We start from the raw sequence: 15,101 nt of genomic DNA on the forward strand, positions 1-15,101 counted from the left end.
AGAGGCCTCTTTGGAAATAGACATAATTAACCTTTTAGTGACTTAACTAAAGGTTAATTTGTTTTTAGGGTACTTTGAAGTAAAATTCAGAGTACAATTTGTGTAAGGAAAAGTACAATTACTGAATTGAAGGGGTTGATTTTTGGGGTGGTTTTGACAATTGGACACACCTGTCCTGTAATCCTTCTTTCGGCGGTAGTTTTGTCAAGCAGCTTTGTTGATGGGCGGGGATTCCTGTTGGTTTCTTCGTTTGGCAACTGCTACGGCGTTGGCTGCCATAATGCCGAACAGCACGGCCAGCTTTTCCCTTTTATCTCCCTTACTCGTATTTTAACCAGTCCATAGTGGTTTTTATGGTTGCCGAAAGCCCCTTCCATTGCCGTTGCCCTTTGTTTGGAGACTTCAGCACTCAGAATCTTTTCGGCTTTGTTGTGCGGTTTGGGCCTTTTTTGGGGAAGCGGTGAATATGTCTTTGGAGGTACAATACTTTCTGTTGGCATTGTGGCATAAATCGGTCGGCACCCAGCGGGAAGTCTGTCCGAAAATCCGGGTATGTTTTACCGTGGATATTTTCAACCGGGTACATTCATTGAAGTTGTTGAAGTCCAGTTTATCGATAAATGATAGCCGCCTGTCTGAAGGATATGGCTTTCATACCGAACTCCACAGGTTTGTTTTCCTTTCCCGGACGATCGGCCGGAGATAAGGTTTATGGAGGGAAACGATGCGGTCCTTAAGTTCGGAGGGAGGATTTTCCAACAAAAACTGCTGCTGGACCAAGACTTTTTTGATGGTCTTCAGACAGGCAAAGTCATTTGGTTTAAGCCCCGCCCCTTGATAAAAGTCTAGGATCTCTTGTAACTGGCCAAGTCCTTTTTCAACAGGAAGACCAGGGATTTTTTCCTTTTGAGGGTTTCCTTAAAGGATTTGCGTCTTTTACGGAAGTAGCCAAGCTGTTTGGCCTTCTGCTCCCTGTATTTGACCGGGCCTTTTTATGCCCAATTGTTTACATTTTTTGAACAGTTGCTTTTCAAACACCCACTGGCAGCATTCCCAGAGTAGTTTGGGGTCGGTGGGAAACGGACATAACTTTCATAACAGGTGGCATCCATTAATAAGACGTGGCTGTTGTCCACATCCTGTTTCCAGTGATCCATTAGTACCTCTTGGATCTGTTCCCAGTGGCAATGTTCCTCGATGTAGGCCCTGATCCGTGTCATAATGGTAAGGTCCCGGATCTGTTGGTCTGCTGCCAATACTTTCCCGCAGAAATACTGAAGGCTCCAGTCGGTATTGAAACGCTCTATCAATGGCGGTCTGAGGTATTCAGGTAGGCTTTCAAAAACATCAGGGCAAACATGCCTTGGCACCGAACCACCTTGGGGCACCAGGCCCCTGCAGCTTTCAGGAACAAGGCTCGAAAGCTTTTCCCATGGCAGGCTGTCATGGATCTGGCCAAGCAAGGAATTCTTGAAAAAGTGATACTTTGGAGAGTATCCGTCAAAGTCTTTGAAAATAGGGAGCTGTATGGTATCTTTCATAGTATTTTTGTCTGCAAACAAAAAATACGAAAAAGAAAACCCCGGAAAAAGCCCTTTTGGACGATTTTCGGGGTTTTTGAGTTATTTTTCGCAACCCTGTTTATTAAGAGTCAGTGATTTAGCTAATTAACAAGAAGCCCTATAGAAAAGGTGTTTGTGCGGACACAAACCACCTTTTTTTACTTATTCCAAAGTCAAAATACAGCCGGAATATTTTTCATTTCCATTGAATATTTCACCTTGGAATATGCAGCCTTCCTTCCTGTAAATAAGATATTCGATTCCATTTTGGTCACCGTAATCTATAAGAAAAGAGTATTATGGAATACCTAATCCATGGATTCAGGATTGTATTCCAAATCGTAATCGATCATGGTGGAATCCTCCTCAAGCATGGATGGAACCTCATCCCTTCCAATAACTTCTCTGCGTTCCAGCTCAATTATTACGTCCATTTGCTGGGAAAAGGAGGCATCCTCCTCTCGAAGCCTGTTAAATTCTTCAAGGAGTTCTTCATCACTAAAAGATTCATACCTTTTGATTCTTTCCTCTTGATTTTTTGTTTTTTCTCTGCCATCAAAGCTTCTTCTCTTTTTTCTAATCGGCTTTCACCGGATTTAATGAATTTGGTACCTTTTTCAGAGCCATAAAAAAGGCGCATCTTCCACCAGGATTTCCTCCTGTGTCCCATCAATATGAACCACGGTAAGGGTGTCAAATTTTTCCATGGAATATTCATCCCGGATTCTTTGTCCAAGACTTTTTCCTCTTGATATTCAAACTGATCCTCATTTGATGACGAGCATGCCACCAAAATGATAAGAGATATAATTATTAATATGTTCCTAGTATTCATAATCATAAGGTTTGGTTACTGATTTAATTAAAATGGATTCAGTATATTTTCTTATCTGGTTGTCGATCCACATTTGGAATACCTCCTTAGCTCCATTTTGTTTAAAATGGATCATGGGTATTTTCCTGTTTTCAGGGGCAATCGGGAGTTCCTGATAAATAAAATCATCATCAAACCCAGCATTGGCGGCATCCTTTCTGGTATTGGCAAAAAATACGCGCTTAGGTCTTGCCCAATAAATGGCTCCCAGGCACATAGGGCAAGGTTCACAGGAGGAATAAACCTCACAGTCTTCAAGCTGAAAATGTCCAAGTGATTTGCAGGCATCCCGGATGGCCATGATCTCCGCATGAGCAGTTGGGTCATTGGTACTTAGGACACTATTGTTTCCTTTTCCAATGACGACCCCCTCTTTTACAACAATACAGCCAAACGGGCCTCCCTTTCCGGAACTCATTCCTTCTTTTGCCAGGGAAATTGCCATTTCCATAAAGGTTCGTTGCTGTTCAGTCATTTGCTTATAATCGGTTTGTTTCCATAATATTAAAAGCCTTTCAAAAGCAATTCAAAACCTCAGGCTTCCTTTATGAAAATAACCATATGATGGTAAAATGAAAAAATAAAAAGAGATAAATATCCGCAGAATTAAAAGATTTTAGGAGCTAAAGGAATTAAATCGCCTTTTTCTGAAAATTCAAAGCAAATGGATAAGTTGTTAGTTTTGCAAGTCTATGTTAAAAATTTAAAGTCCTTGGAAAAAAGCATTTATAGGCATTGCAAGCTTGATAGTATAATTCTCCTGGGATTTTAAAAGTCCCCTTTTGGGCTTTTTTACCAAAAATTTCACAGTGAATTGATTAGAAAATACTTGCAAAGGCTGATCTTCTCCAATCATTTGAAAGTTTTTGGGGCAGAAAACTGAGCAGAGTCAATTTGAAAAGATGCTGGCCATTCTATGGTAATCCGGGTTGGAATAAAATTGGGGTCATTCACTTCATCTGCCTGAATGTGCATTCCATTTTGAATGGCAAAAAACCAACTCTAGCTGTGATTATTTTCTTTTAAGGTAATTTGCTCATTAATCAGTTTTACCCAGTGTTTTTCTTGTCCATTTGCTGGAAGGGTGATCCCAATCAGTAGGAGTATCCCAATACTAATTTTCAGACAATAGCTCATCAAGTTTAGCTTTAAGCCCCAAAAGTTTTGCGTCAAAATTCTTAGAATCCAGCAAGGACATATATTGGATATTTCCCTCCAGATCAACTAATATATTGGAGGCAAGCATTACTTCATCCCGGGCCAAGTCGGGCAATACGTCCTCAGGGGCAAAACTTGCCGCCACAGTCCCATCTTCATCCAATATTACCGGAAGCTAAAATTGAAACGGTCTTGCAGTTTTTCTTTTACCAGGGAAGCAGGTTCTTTCACATCGATAATGAGGACTTTGACATTTTTATTTCTGTAATTCTGGGCTAGCTCTTCAAGATAGGGAGCTTCGGCATTGCAAAACGGACACCAGGTAGTAGCAATATGGATGACCAAATAGCCGCCTTTGAAATCTTCAGAGGAAATAGTATTGCCTTCCAGATCCACTAATGTGAAATCCGGAAGTTCCATTCCCTTGGAGTCCATTGATTCGGTCTGGCCTTGTGCCCATAAAGGCAGACTAATCAAATAAAGGACTAATATGGATATTTATAATTCATTGATGTATAGCGTTTTATGTCTGTAAATATAATCAATATTTAAATGATTTTTCTGGATTTCAATGATCTTCAAACCGGAAAAACCTGTTGAAATAATGAATAGAGAAATTTATTAGGAGATCAAGTTAAATTTCTTTTGAACCGATATAATGATAATAATATTTTATTCTATAAAACATTGAAATACAGTTATTTAAACTTTGTTTTATTTGATTAGGGGGTAAAAGAATTAATTTGATAATACTTAAAAACCTGCTGGTATTAAAAAATTCGTATCCATATTTTCATTAAAAATTAACCCAAAACAACCATGAAAGGCTTAGTTATTTTCCTAACAGCTTCAATTTCGCTGTTTATTTTGGCTTGTTCTGAGATTGAAGAAGAAGCAGCGTATGTGGGTGTTCCCAAAATTCTTTGGGTTCTTATGAATAGGGGAATTTGGCTGATGAATGGGCTCGTAAAGGTGGTACCCAAAACAGTCAACCAGTTTTTGCCTTTTCTGATCCAAGTAGCCCTGTGGAAGGGTCTTCAGCCGGTCTAATAAGGGGCCAAAGGGAATTTCAATGAGTTTGCATGCAGAGGAACTTATAGCGGGGAATGCTTATACCATCTGGTTTGTAATATTCAATGCCCTGAAAATTGTGCCACCAGTCCATGCGGTGAACCAGACATTTTTAATCCTGAAACCATGACAGATGTTTCCTTGGAGGAGGAAATATCGCAGGAAATTCCTCTATAACCATAAGTGGCCATAAAAAAGTAGGAGACTTGTCTGGATCTGCTATGCCTTTTTTTAATGACTTGTTGGGATTAGATATTCCGATATTCGGCTTAATAGACCCTTGGGTGCAGAAGTGCATTGGTGCTTCGAAGTCATGGTCCAAAAGTACCTGCTAATATGCCGGATTTAATCAATTCATTTGATGGAGGATGTACCACTTTTCTCGATGCTGGTCAGGTTACTGATGACCCTGGAGAATGTGCCGATTCCCATTTCGCTATTTTCAACCTTAAAAAACATTTTGTCTTAAGGGCGGGCAAAAAAGCTCGCCTTTTTTTACCCATTTCAAATTGAAAAAAGTGGTTTCTATTTCTAATACTGATTGAATTCCCTATTTCTTCAAAAGTGTGAAATTATTCACCTTAAGTAGGGGCTAATATGAGGTAGAAGATACCGGCGGTGTATTTGATAGGGATTATTCCATCTTTTCCTGAAGCGTTAGAAAAAATAACAGGGTTATCTGAACTTTGGTTATTCATGGAAGCCTAATGTGAATCGCTTTCAGAATTCTACCTTAGCTAGGTAATCAAAGAGAATTATTGTGTACACTCAGTTGACAGATGAATTGATGTCCAATTATCAAATGTAATTTTTAATAACAGTAAATCTATAAAATTCGATTCGGCAATTACCAACTGAAGTTTTCTTGTGACCAATTTTATCTCACTAACTTGATTAAGTTGAGTAATAAAGAAAATCATAATCCCAAGATCAGCTTATAAGGATTAATGATAAAATGAGAGGTCACCTAAATCTCCATCAGTAGCAACAGCTGCTGGATATTCTTTCCCGGTGTAATGATCTCGTGCATACCAATTTGAATTTTACAATCCCCAATTTAAGATATGGATTAGTGAAGGTGATTTTCCACTAATTGAGGATACATACAATGGCTCCATTGGAAAAGAAAGCCCTTTCCAAAAGCTTTAAGTAAAGCTTCCTTTCTTGTCTAAAATTGAATAAATATTTCCGGTCTTTTTCCTGAGTAATTCCTTTATTAACCTGATTTCCCTCTTAAAAAAAAATACGGATAAAATGATCATAAGAAACATCATGTCGAATTTGCTCAATTTCGATCCTAACATTCCGATTTTTAGAAAAATCTAAAAGGGCTTTGTTGCTGGAATGTGATAGATCGAAATTGATGTTTTCCCAACCAATTTTGGTCTTAATTGGGGTTTCCCATATTTAATAATCAAATTGAATTTGATCGGGTTTTATCTCTATATAAAAGCCCAAGATTTGACGTAACAATCCACGTGCAGCAATTGATTGGATTTATTTTTTTCAAAATGAAGCCTTCCAACCTTTTCAAGCTCCTCAATAGAAAGTATTGATGTTAAATATTTTCTTTGCCTTCACCTAAATCAAGGGAGAATCGCCAAATATGAACCGTGCCTTTAGGGGGTGACATAATTGGAATCGAATGTTGTCAATGAACTAGATGTTTGGTCATATTTTACTTTCTTTTTCTAGTTGCATCAGTATCCCATTTTTGGGTCTGAGGTTTAATAATTGGGCCATTTCCACCACTTGATCCGGCACCAATTTTAGCCGCCAAAATTGAGAGATTGAAGCGATAACCATAACCCCCTCTAACCAGGCATAATGCTGACCAATACATGAACGTGGACCTTCACTGAATGGAAAATACTCATATTTTGATTTTTGTCGATTAGTGGAAGGTGCCCAAGATTGAGGATTGAACTTCATGGGGTCTTTATGAAACCTTGAATCGTGATGTATCAGGTAAGGGCTCATCAAGACAATGGTTCCCTTAGGAATGAAATAATCGCCGATTGTTAAATTTGAACGGGCTTCTCGGACGATAACATAAATAGGGGGGTATAACCGCATTGCTTCTGTGAAAACCATTTGGTAAATTTCAACTTTGGATAATCATCCAAAGTAGGTTGCCGACCTTGTAATACTTGGTCGACTTCTTCATGTAATTCTTCCTCAGCTAGTGGATTTTGCGAAAGGAGGTACCAGGTCCAGGTAAGAGCAAGGAAGTAGTGTCAAATGCGGTGAGTAATAGAGTAAGGGCTTCATCCCGGATTTCCTCATTGCTGATCCCACGATCTTTTTTATTTGTTTCTTGGGCTAAAAGTAGCAGGGAAAGTAAATCACCTTTGTCTAATTTAGTTTTCCGGCGCTCTTCAATAATTTTATAAATGATTTATCCAATCGACTTTTTGCTTTAAAAAATCTAATAGAGCCTGGAAGAGGAAGCTTAAGCAAATATTCCGCAAATGGAAGGGTTACCCTTCCAAAAATATCCATTATAGATTCAAATTCCTGATTAATTTCTGCAGCTTCTTCTTCTAAATCAACACCAAACATGGTCTTTCCAGCAATTCCGGTACTCATTCTGACCATTTCTTTAAAAATATCCACCGATGTCCCATTTTTCCAGCCGTTCATTAACCTTGAGGCAAATTCTGACATGACAGGGAATAAATGTCCATCATTTTCCGGTGAAATGCCGGTTGCATTATTCGCGAATGGTGCTTATGAAAATCCCCTTCACTAGTAAGCAATCCCTCTCCTAATAGTTCTTTTGCCATTTTTAGGGGCCTACCTTGACGAAATTATCCTGTTGTGTGGAAAGCACTTCTTTGATAAAGTCCGGGTGATTTAACAGTAAAATTCGAAGATGTCCTATTTTAAATTGAGCAATATCTCCATATTGCTCAATTTAAAATAGGACATCTTCGAATTTTACTGTTAAATCACCCGGACTTTATCAAAGAAGTGCTTTCCACACAACAGGATAATTTCGTCAAAGGTAGGCCCCTAAAAATGGCAAAAGAACTATTAGGAGAGGGATTGCTTACTAGTGAAGGGGATTTTCATAAGCACCATTCGCGAATAATGCAAACGGCATTTCACCGGAAAATGATGGACATTTATTCCCCTGTCATGTCAGAATTTGCCTCAAGGTTAATGAACGGCTGGAAAAATGGGACATCGGTGGATATTTTAAAGAAATGGTCAGAATGAGTACCGGAATTGCTGGAAAGACCATGTTTGGTGTTGATTTAGAAGAAGAAGCTGCAGAAATTAATCAGGAATTTGAATCTATAATGGATATTTTTGGAAGGGTAACCCTTCCATTTGCGGAATATTTGCTTAAGCTTCCTCTTCCAGGCTCTATTAGATTTTTAAAGCAAAAAGTCGATTGGATAAAATCATTTATAAAATTATTGAAGAGCGCCGGAAAACTAAATTAGACAAAGGTGATTTACTTTCCCTGCTACTTTTAGCCCAAGAAACAAATAAAAAAGATCGTGGGATCAGCAATGAGGAAATCCGGGATGAAGCCCTTACTCTATTACTCACCGCATTTGACACTACTTCCCTTGCTCTTACCTGGACCTGGTACCTCCTTTCGCAAAATCCACTAGCTGAGGAAGAATTACATGAAGAAGTCGACCAAGTATTACAAGGTCGGCAACCTACTTTGGATGATTATCCAAAGTTGAAATTTACCAAAATGGTTTTCACAGAAGCAATGCGGTTATACCCCCCTATTTATGTTATCGTCCGAGAAGCCCGTTCAAATTTAACAATCGGCGATTATTTCATTCTAAGGGAACCATTGTCTTGATGAGCCCTTACCTGATACATCACGATTCAAGGTTTCATAAAGACCCCATGAAGTTCAATCCTCAATCTTGGGCACCTTCCACTAATCGACAAAAATCAAAATATGAGTATTTTCCATTCAGTGAAGGTCCACGTTCATGTATTGGTCAGCATTATGCCTGGTTAGAGGGGGTTATGGTTATCGCTTCAATCTCTCAATTTTGGCGGCTAAAATTGGTGCCGGATCAAGTGGTGGAAATGGCCCAATTATTAAACCTCAGACCCAAAAATGGGATACTGATGCAACTAGAAAAAAGAAAGTAAAATATGACCAAACATCTAGTTCATTGACAACATTCGATTCCAATTATGTCACCCCTAAAGGCACGGTTCATATTTGGCGATTCTCCCTTGATTTAGGTGAAGGCAAAGAAAATATTTAACATCAATACTTTCTATTGAGGAGCTTTGAAAAGGTTGGAAGGCTTCATTTTGAAAAAAATAAAATCCAATCAATTGCTGCACGTGGATTGTTACGTCAAATCTTGGGCTTTTATATAGAGATAAAACCCGATCAAATTCAATTTGATTATTAAATATGGGAAACCCCAATTAAGACCAGAAATTGGTTGGGAAAACATCAATTTCGATCTATCACATTCCAGCAACAAAGCCCTTTTAGATTTTTCTAAAAATCGGAATGTTAGGATCGAAATTGAGCAAATTCGACATGATGTTTCTTATGATCATTTTATCCGTAATTTTTTTTTAAAGAGGGAAATCAGGTTAATAAAGGAAATTACTCAGGAAAAAAGACCGGAAATATTTATTCAATTTTAGACAAGAAAGGAAGCTTTACTTAAAGCTTTTGGGAAAGGGCTTTCTTTTCCAATGGAGCCATTGTATGTATCCTCAATTAGTGGAAAATCACCTTCACTAATCCATATCTTAAAATGGGGATTGTAAAATTCAAATTGGTATGCACGAGATCATTACACCGGGAAAGAATATCCAGCAGCTGTTGCTACTGATGGAGATTTAGGTGACCTCTCATTTTATCATTAATCCTTATAAGCTGATCTTGGGATTATGATTTTCTTTATTACTCAACTTAATCAAGTTAGTGAGATAAAATTGGTCACAAGAAAACTCCAGTTGGTAATTGCCGGAATCGAATTTTATAGATTTACTGTTATTAAAAATTACATTTGATAATTGGACATCAATTCATCTGTCAACTGAGTGTACACAATAATTCTCTTTGATTACCTAGCTAAGGTAGAATTCTGAAAGCGATTCACATTAGGCTTCCATGAATAACCAAAAGTTCAGATAACCCTGTTATTTTTCTAACGCTTCAGGAAAAGATGGAATAATCCCTATCAAATACACCGCCGGTATCTTCTACCTCATATAGCCCCTACTTAAGGTGAATAATTTCACACTTTTGAAGAAATAGGGAATTCAATCAGTATTAGAAATAGAAACCACTTTTTTCAATTTGAAATGGGTAAAAAAAGGCGAGCTTTTTTGCCCGCCCTTAAGACAAAATGTTTTTTAAGGTTGAAAAATAGCGAAATGGGAATCGGCACATTCTCCAGGGTCATCAGTAACCTGACCAGCATCGAGAAAAGTGGTACATCCTCCATCAAATGAATTGATTAAATCCGGCATATTAGCAGGTACTTTTGGACCATGACTTCGAAGCACCAAATGCACTTCTGCACCCCAAGGGTCTATTAAGCCGAATATCGGAATATCTAATCCCAACAAGTCATTAAAAAAAGGCATAGCAGATCCAGACAAGTCTCCTACTTTTTTATGGCCACTTATGGTTATAGAGGAATTTCCTGCGATATTTCCTCCTCCAAAGGAAACATCTGTCATGGTTTCAGGATTAAAAATGTCTGGTTCACCGCATGGACTGGTGGCACAATTTTCAGGGGCATTGAATATTACAAACCAGATGGTATAAGCATCCCCGCTATAAGTTCCTCTGCATGCAAACTCATTGAAATTCCCTTTGGCCCCTTATTAGACCGGCTGAAGACCCTTCCACAGGGCTACTTGGATCAGAAAAGGCAAAAAACTGGTTGACTGTTTTGGGTACCACCTTTACGAGCCCATTCATCAGCCAAATTCCCTATTCATAAGAACCCAAAGAAATTTTGGGAACACCCACATACGCTGCTTCTTCTTCAATCTCAGAACAAGCCAAAATAAACAGCGAAATTGAAGCTGTTAGGAAAATAACTAAGCCTTTCATGGTTGTTTTGGTTAATTTTAAATGAAAATATGGATACGAATTTTTTAATACCAGCAGGTTTTTAAGTATTATCAAAATTAATTCTTTTACCCCCCTAATCAAATAAAACAAAGTTTAAATAACTGTATTTCAATGTTTATAGAATAAAATATTATTATCATTATATCGGTTCAAAAAGAAATTTAACTTGATCTCCTAATAAATTTCTCTATTCATTATTTCAACAGGTTTTTCCGGTTTGAAGATCATTGAAATCCAGAAAAATCATTTAAATATTGATTATATTTACAGACATAAAACGCTATACATCAATGAATTATAAAATATCCATATTAGTCCTTTATTTGATTAGTCTGCCTTTATGGGCACAAGGCCAGACCGAATCAATGGACTCCAAGGGAATGGAACTTCCGGATTTCACATTAGTGGATCTGGAAGGCAATACTATTTCCTCTGAAGATTTCAAAGGCGGCTATTTGGTCATCCATATTGCTACTACTGGTGTCCGTTTTGCAATGCCGAAGCTCCCTATCTTGAAGAGCTAGCCCAGAATTACAGAAATAAAAATGTCAAAGTCCTCATTATCGATGTGAAAGAACCTGCTTCCCTGGTAAAAAGAAAAACTGCAAGACCGTTTCAATTTAGCTTCCCGGTAATATTGGATGAAGATGGGACTGTGGCGGCAAGTTTTGCCCCTGAGGACGTATTGCCCGACTTGGCCCGGGATGAAGTAATGCTTGCCTCCAATATATTAGTTGATCTGGAGGGAAATATCCAATATATGTCCTTGCTGGATTCTAAGAATTTTGACGCAAAACTTTTGGGGCTTAAAGCTAAACTTGATGAGCTATTGTCTGAAAATTAGTATTGGGATACTCCTACTGATTGGGATCACCCTTCCAGCAAATGGACAAGAAAAACACTGGGTAAAACTGATTAATGAGCAAATTACCTTAAAGAAAATAATCAACAGCTAGAGTTGGTTTTTGCCATTCAAAATGGAATGCACATTCAGGCAGATGAAGTGAATGACCCCAATTTTATTCCAACCCGGATTACCATAGAATGGCCAGCATCTTTTCAAATTGACTCTGCTCAGTTTTCTGCCCCAAAAACTTTCAAAATGATTGGAGAAGATCAGCCTTTGCAAGTATTTTCTAATCAATTCACTGTGAATTTTTGGTAAAAAAAGCCAAAAGGGGACTTTAAAATCCCAGGAGAATTATACTATCAAGCTTGCAATGCCTATAAATGCTTTTTTCCAAGGACTTTAAATTTTAACATAGACTTGCAAAACTAACAACTTATCCATTTGCTTTGAATTTTCAGAAAAAAGGCGATTTAATTCCTTTAGCTCCTAAAATCTTTTAATTCTGCGGATATTTATCTCTTTTTATTTTTTCATTTTACCAATCATATGGTTATTTTCATAAAGGAAGCCTGAGGTTTTGAATTGCTTTTGAAAGGCTTTTAATATTATGGAAACAAAACGATTATAAGCAAATGACTGAACAGCAACGAACCTTTATGGAAATGGCAATTCCCTGGCAAAAGAAGGAATGAGTTCCGGAAAGGGAGGCCCGTTTGGCTGTATTGTTGTAAAAGAGGGGGTCGTCATTGGAAAAGGAAACAATAGTGTCCTAAGTACCAATGACCCAACTGCTCATGCGGAGATCATGGCCATCCGGGATGCCTGCAAATCACTTGGACATTTTCAGCTTGAAGACTGTGAGGTTTATTCCTCCTGTGAACCTTGCCCTATGTGCCTGGGAGCCATTTATTGGGCAAGACCTAAGCGCGTATTTTTTGCCAATACCAGAAAGGATGCCGCCAATGCTGGGTTGATGATGATTTTATTTATCAGGAACTCCCGATTGCCCCTGAAAACAGGAAAATACCCATGATCCATTTTAAACAAAATGGAGCTAAGGAGGTATTCCAAATGTGGATCGACAAACCAGATAAGAAAAATATACTGAATCCATTTTAATTAAATCAGTAACCAAAACCTTATGATTATGAATACTAGGAACATATTAATAATTATATCTTATCATTTTGGTGGCATGCTCGTCATCAAATGAGGATCAGTTTGAATATCAAGAGGAAAAAGTCTTGGACAAAGAATCCGGGGATGAATATTCCATGGAAAAATTTGACACCCTTACCGTGGTTCATATTGATGGGACACAGGAGGAAATCCTGGTGGAAGATGCGCTTTTTTATGGCTCTGAAAAAGGTACCAAATTCATTAAATCCGGTGAAAGCCGATTAGAAAAAGAGAAGAAGCTTTGATGGCAGAGAAAAAACAAAAAATCAAGGAGGAAAGAATCAAAAGGTATGAATCTTTTAGTGATGAAGAACTCTTGAGAGAATTTAACAGGCTTCGAGAGGAGGATGCCTCCTTTTCCCAGCAAATGGACGTAATAATTGAGCTGGAACGCAGAGAAGTTATTGGAAGGGATGAGGTTCCATCCATGCTTGAGGAGGATTCCACCATGATCGATTACGATTTGGAATACAATCCTGAATCCATGGATTAGGTATTCCATAATACTCTTTTCTTATAGATTACGGTGACCAAAATGGAATCGAATATCTTATTTACAGGAAGGAAGGCTGCATATTCCAAGGTGAAATATTCAATGGAAATGAAAAATATTCCGGCTGTATTTTGACTTTGGAATAAGTAAAAAAAGGTGGTTTGTGTCCGCACAAACCACCTTTCTATAGGGCTTCTTGTTAATTAGCTAAAATCACTGACTCTTAATAAACAGGGGTGCGAAAAAATAACTCAAAAACCCCGAAAATCGTCCAAAAGGGCTTTTTCCGGGGTTTTCTTTTTCGTATTTTTTGTTTGCAGACAAAAATACTATGAAAGATACCATACAGCTCCCTATTTTCAAAGACTTTGACGGATACTCTCCAAAGTATCACTTTTTCAAGAATTCCTTGCTTGGCCAGATCCATGACAGCCTGCCATGGGAAAAGCTTTCGAGCCTTGTTCCTGAAAAGCTGCAGGGGCCTGGTGCCCAAGGTGGTTCGTGCCAAGGGCATGTTTGCCCTGATGTTTTTGAAAGCCTACCTGAATACCTCAGACCGCCAATTGATAGAGCGTTTCAATACCGACTGGAGCCTTCAGTATTTCTGCGGGAAAGTATTGGCAGCAGACCAACAGATCCGGGACCTTACCATTATGACACGGATCAGGGCCTACATCGAGGAACATTGCCACTGGGAACAGATCCAAGAGGTACTAATGGATCACTGGAAACAGGATGTGGACAACAGCCACGTCTTATAATGGATGCCACCTGTTATGAAAGTTATGTCCGTTTCCCCACCGACCCCAAACTACTCTGGGAATGCTGCCAGTGGGTGTTTGAAAAGCAACTGTTCAAAAAATGTAAAACAATTGGGCATAAAAAGGCCCGGTCAAAATACAGGGAGCAGAAGGCCAAACAGCTTGGCTACTTCCGTAAAAGACGCAAATCCTTTAAGGAAACCCTCAAAAGGAAAAAAATCCCTGGTCTTCCTGTTGGAAAAGGACTTGGCCAGTTACAAGAGATCCTAGACTTTTATCAAGGGGCGGGGCTTAAACCAAATGACTTTGCCTGTCTGAAGACCATCAAAAAAGTCTTGGTCCAGCAGCAGTTTGTTGGAAAATCCTCCCTCCGAACTTAAGGACCGCATCGTTTCCCTCCATAAACCTTATCTCCGGCCGATCGTCCGGGGAAAGGAAAACAAACCTGTGGAGTTCGGTATGAAAGCCCATATCCTTCAGACAGGCGGGCTATCATTTATCGATAAACTGGACTTCAACAACTTCAATGAATGTACCCGGTTGAAAATATCCACGGTAAAACATACCCGGATTTTCGGACAGACTTCCCAGCTGGGTGCCGACCGGATTTATGCCACCAATGCCAACAGAAAGTATTGTACCTCCAAAGACATATTCACCGGCTTCCCCAAAAAGCCCCAAACCGCACAACAAAGCCGAAAAGATTCTGAGTGCTGAAGTCTCCAAACAAAGGGCAACGGCAATGGAAGGGGCTTTCGGCAACCATAAAAACCACTATGGACTGGTTAAAATACGAGTAAGGGAGATAAAAGGGAAAAGCTGGCCGTGCTGTTCGGCATTATGGCAGCCAACGCCGTAGCAGTTGCCAAACGAAGAAACCAACAGGAATCCCCGCCCATCAACAAAGCTGCTTGACAAAAACTACCGCCGGAAAGAAGGATTACAGGACAGGTGTGTCCAATTGTCAAACCACCCCAAAAATCAACCCCTTCAATTCAGTAATTGTACTTTTCCTTACACAAATTGTACTCTGAATTTTACTTCAAAGTACCCTAAAAC

General features: G+C 38.9%; 24 protein-coding genes and 3 pseudogenes. 16 read left to right on the top strand and 11 right to left on the bottom strand.

The window, feature by feature from the left end; translation table 11 throughout:
• Positions 1 to 376 precede the first annotated feature (376 nt).
• Entirely contained in the window at positions 377 to 706 is a 330-nt protein-coding gene (locus tag QWY93_RS19310; RefSeq protein WP_290250053.1) for a hypothetical protein, read from the top strand.
• 286 nt (positions 707 to 992) lie between these two features.
• Here QWY93_RS19310 and QWY93_RS19315 read toward each other — a convergent pair whose 3' ends face one another.
• From QWY93_RS19315 to QWY93_RS19345, 7 genes are all read right to left on the bottom strand, one after another.
• Entirely contained in the window at positions 993 to 1,541 is a 549-nt protein-coding gene (locus QWY93_RS19315) for a hypothetical protein (RefSeq protein ID WP_290250055.1), read from the bottom strand.
• A gap of 329 nt (positions 1,542 to 1,870) precedes the next feature.
• Positions 1,871 to 1,996 carry a hypothetical protein gene (locus QWY93_RS19320; RefSeq protein ID WP_290249946.1) on the bottom strand — a complete coding sequence of 42 codons (126 nt, stop codon included), beginning with the start codon at positions 1,994 to 1,996 and terminating at the stop codon, positions 1,871 to 1,873.
• Entirely contained in the window at positions 1,987 to 2,397 is a 411-nt protein-coding gene (locus QWY93_RS19325; protein ID WP_290250057.1) for a hypothetical protein, read from the bottom strand. The genes QWY93_RS19320 and QWY93_RS19325 overlap by 10 nt, the downstream gene beginning before the upstream one ends.
• On the bottom strand, positions 2,387 to 2,911 hold the full coding sequence (locus QWY93_RS19330; protein WP_290250059.1) for a nucleoside deaminase: 525 nt from the start codon (positions 2,909 to 2,911) through the stop codon (positions 2,387 to 2,389). The genes QWY93_RS19325 and QWY93_RS19330 overlap by 11 nt, the downstream gene beginning before the upstream one ends.
• A 377-nt stretch (positions 2,912 to 3,288) precedes the next feature.
• The gene (locus QWY93_RS19335; protein WP_290250061.1) at positions 3,289 to 3,411 is read right to left on the bottom strand and encodes a hypothetical protein; all 123 of its coding nucleotides are present in this window, start codon (positions 3,409 to 3,411) and stop codon (positions 3,289 to 3,291) included.
• 139 nt (positions 3,412 to 3,550) lie between these two features.
• A complete protein-coding gene (locus QWY93_RS19340) occupies positions 3,551 to 3,757 on the bottom strand; it encodes a hypothetical protein (protein WP_290250063.1) in 207 nt (68 codons plus the stop codon).
• Between the two features lie 2 nt (positions 3,758 to 3,759).
• Positions 3,760 to 4,029, bottom strand: a complete 270-nt coding sequence (locus QWY93_RS19345; RefSeq protein WP_290250065.1) for a TlpA family protein disulfide reductase — start codon at positions 4,027 to 4,029, stop codon at positions 3,760 to 3,762.
• A gap of 384 nt (positions 4,030 to 4,413) precedes the next feature.
• Here QWY93_RS19345 and QWY93_RS19350 point away from each other — a divergent pair, with 384 nt between their 5' ends.
• Both QWY93_RS19350 and QWY93_RS19355 read left to right on the top strand, forming a co-directional pair.
• Complete coding sequence (locus QWY93_RS19350; protein WP_290250067.1) at positions 4,414 to 4,644, top strand: hypothetical protein; 231 nt, start codon at positions 4,414 to 4,416, stop codon at positions 4,642 to 4,644.
• A 357-nt stretch (positions 4,645 to 5,001) separates the two neighbouring features.
• Positions 5,002 to 5,178 (top strand): hypothetical protein, encoded by a 177-nt coding sequence (locus QWY93_RS19355; protein ID WP_290250069.1) that lies wholly within the window; start codon positions 5,002 to 5,004, stop codon positions 5,176 to 5,178.
• A gap of 1,158 nt (positions 5,179 to 6,336) precedes the next feature.
• Here the strand turns inward: QWY93_RS19355 and QWY93_RS19980 are convergent.
• Positions 6,337 to 7,063: pseudogene (locus QWY93_RS19980) on the bottom strand (cytochrome P450).
• A complete protein-coding gene (locus QWY93_RS19365; protein ID WP_290250072.1) occupies positions 7,021 to 7,332 on the bottom strand; it encodes a cytochrome P450 family protein in 312 nt (103 codons plus the stop codon). Before QWY93_RS19365 ends, QWY93_RS19980 begins: the two are co-directional and overlap by 43 nt.
• A 240-nt stretch (positions 7,333 to 7,572) precedes the next feature.
• Here QWY93_RS19365 and QWY93_RS19370 point away from each other — a divergent pair, with 240 nt between their 5' ends.
• From QWY93_RS19370 to QWY93_RS19385, 4 genes and pseudogenes are all read left to right on the top strand, one after another.
• Positions 7,573 to 7,887 carry a cytochrome P450 gene (locus tag QWY93_RS19370; RefSeq protein WP_290250094.1) on the top strand — a complete coding sequence of 105 codons (315 nt, stop codon included), beginning with the start codon at positions 7,573 to 7,575 and terminating at the stop codon, positions 7,885 to 7,887.
• Positions 7,884 to 8,117, top strand: a complete 234-nt coding sequence (locus QWY93_RS19375) for a hypothetical protein (protein WP_290250074.1) — start codon at positions 7,884 to 7,886, stop codon at positions 8,115 to 8,117. The genes QWY93_RS19370 and QWY93_RS19375 overlap by 4 nt, the downstream gene beginning before the upstream one ends.
• Positions 8,066 to 8,796, top strand: a pseudogene (locus QWY93_RS19985) (cytochrome P450). Before QWY93_RS19375 ends, QWY93_RS19985 begins: the two are co-directional and overlap by 52 nt.
• The gene (locus QWY93_RS19385; protein ID WP_290249954.1) at positions 8,694 to 8,915 is read left to right on the top strand and encodes a hypothetical protein; all 222 of its coding nucleotides are present in this window, start codon (positions 8,694 to 8,696) and stop codon (positions 8,913 to 8,915) included. Before QWY93_RS19985 ends, QWY93_RS19385 begins: the two are co-directional and overlap by 103 nt.
• Positions 8,916 to 10,029: 1,114 nt before the next feature.
• On the opposite strand, the gene QWY93_RS19390 is transcribed toward QWY93_RS19385, so the two are convergent.
• Together QWY93_RS19390 and QWY93_RS19395 are read right to left on the bottom strand one after the other, a co-directional pair.
• The gene (locus QWY93_RS19390; RefSeq protein WP_290249953.1) at positions 10,030 to 10,359 is read right to left on the bottom strand and encodes a hypothetical protein; all 330 of its coding nucleotides are present in this window, start codon (positions 10,357 to 10,359) and stop codon (positions 10,030 to 10,032) included.
• A gap of 256 nt (positions 10,360 to 10,615) precedes the next feature.
• The gene (locus tag QWY93_RS19395) at positions 10,616 to 10,738 is read right to left on the bottom strand and encodes a hypothetical protein (RefSeq protein ID WP_290246184.1); all 123 of its coding nucleotides are present in this window, start codon (positions 10,736 to 10,738) and stop codon (positions 10,616 to 10,618) included.
• Positions 10,739 to 11,049: 311 nt separating this feature from the next.
• Between QWY93_RS19395 and QWY93_RS19400 the strand changes: the two genes are divergently transcribed.
• From QWY93_RS19400 to QWY93_RS19440, 9 genes and pseudogenes are all read left to right on the top strand, one after another.
• Complete coding sequence (locus tag QWY93_RS19400; protein ID WP_290250078.1) at positions 11,050 to 11,283, top strand: hypothetical protein; 234 nt, start codon at positions 11,050 to 11,052, stop codon at positions 11,281 to 11,283.
• A gap of 2 nt (positions 11,284 to 11,285) precedes the next feature.
• A pseudogene (locus QWY93_RS19405) lies at positions 11,286 to 11,603 on the top strand (hypothetical protein); the annotation flags it as partial.
• Between the two features lie 138 nt (positions 11,604 to 11,741).
• Positions 11,742 to 11,924 carry a hypothetical protein gene (locus QWY93_RS19410; protein ID WP_290250080.1) on the top strand — a complete coding sequence of 61 codons (183 nt, stop codon included), beginning with the start codon at positions 11,742 to 11,744 and terminating at the stop codon, positions 11,922 to 11,924.
• 373 nt (positions 11,925 to 12,297) lie between these two features.
• Positions 12,298 to 12,642 carry a nucleoside deaminase gene (locus tag QWY93_RS19415; protein ID WP_435380213.1) on the top strand — a complete coding sequence of 115 codons (345 nt, stop codon included), beginning with the start codon at positions 12,298 to 12,300 and terminating at the stop codon, positions 12,640 to 12,642.
• 157 nt (positions 12,643 to 12,799) lie between these two features.
• Complete coding sequence (locus QWY93_RS19420) at positions 12,800 to 13,033, top strand: hypothetical protein (RefSeq protein WP_290250082.1); 234 nt, start codon at positions 12,800 to 12,802, stop codon at positions 13,031 to 13,033.
• Positions 13,033 to 13,281 (top strand): hypothetical protein, encoded by a 249-nt coding sequence (locus tag QWY93_RS19425; protein WP_290250084.1) that lies wholly within the window; start codon positions 13,033 to 13,035, stop codon positions 13,279 to 13,281. The genes QWY93_RS19420 and QWY93_RS19425 overlap by 1 nt, the downstream gene beginning before the upstream one ends.
• A gap of 413 nt (positions 13,282 to 13,694) precedes the next feature.
• Positions 13,695 to 14,042, top strand: a complete 348-nt coding sequence (locus QWY93_RS19430; protein ID WP_290250086.1) for a transposase — start codon at positions 13,695 to 13,697, stop codon at positions 14,040 to 14,042.
• Positions 14,042 to 14,422, top strand: a complete 381-nt coding sequence (locus QWY93_RS19435) for a hypothetical protein (protein ID WP_290250088.1) — start codon at positions 14,042 to 14,044, stop codon at positions 14,420 to 14,422. Before QWY93_RS19430 ends, QWY93_RS19435 begins: the two co-directional genes overlap by 1 nt.
• On the top strand, positions 14,397 to 14,759 hold the full coding sequence (locus QWY93_RS19440; protein WP_290250090.1) for a hypothetical protein: 363 nt from the start codon (positions 14,397 to 14,399) through the stop codon (positions 14,757 to 14,759). The genes QWY93_RS19435 and QWY93_RS19440 overlap by 26 nt, the downstream gene beginning before the upstream one ends.
• The last annotated feature ends 342 nt before the right edge of the window (positions 14,760 to 15,101 follow it).

The sequence above is a fragment of the Echinicola jeungdonensis genome (genome assembly GCF_030409905.1).
Classification (GTDB): Bacteria; Bacteroidota; Bacteroidia; order Cytophagales; family Cyclobacteriaceae; genus Echinicola; species Echinicola jeungdonensis.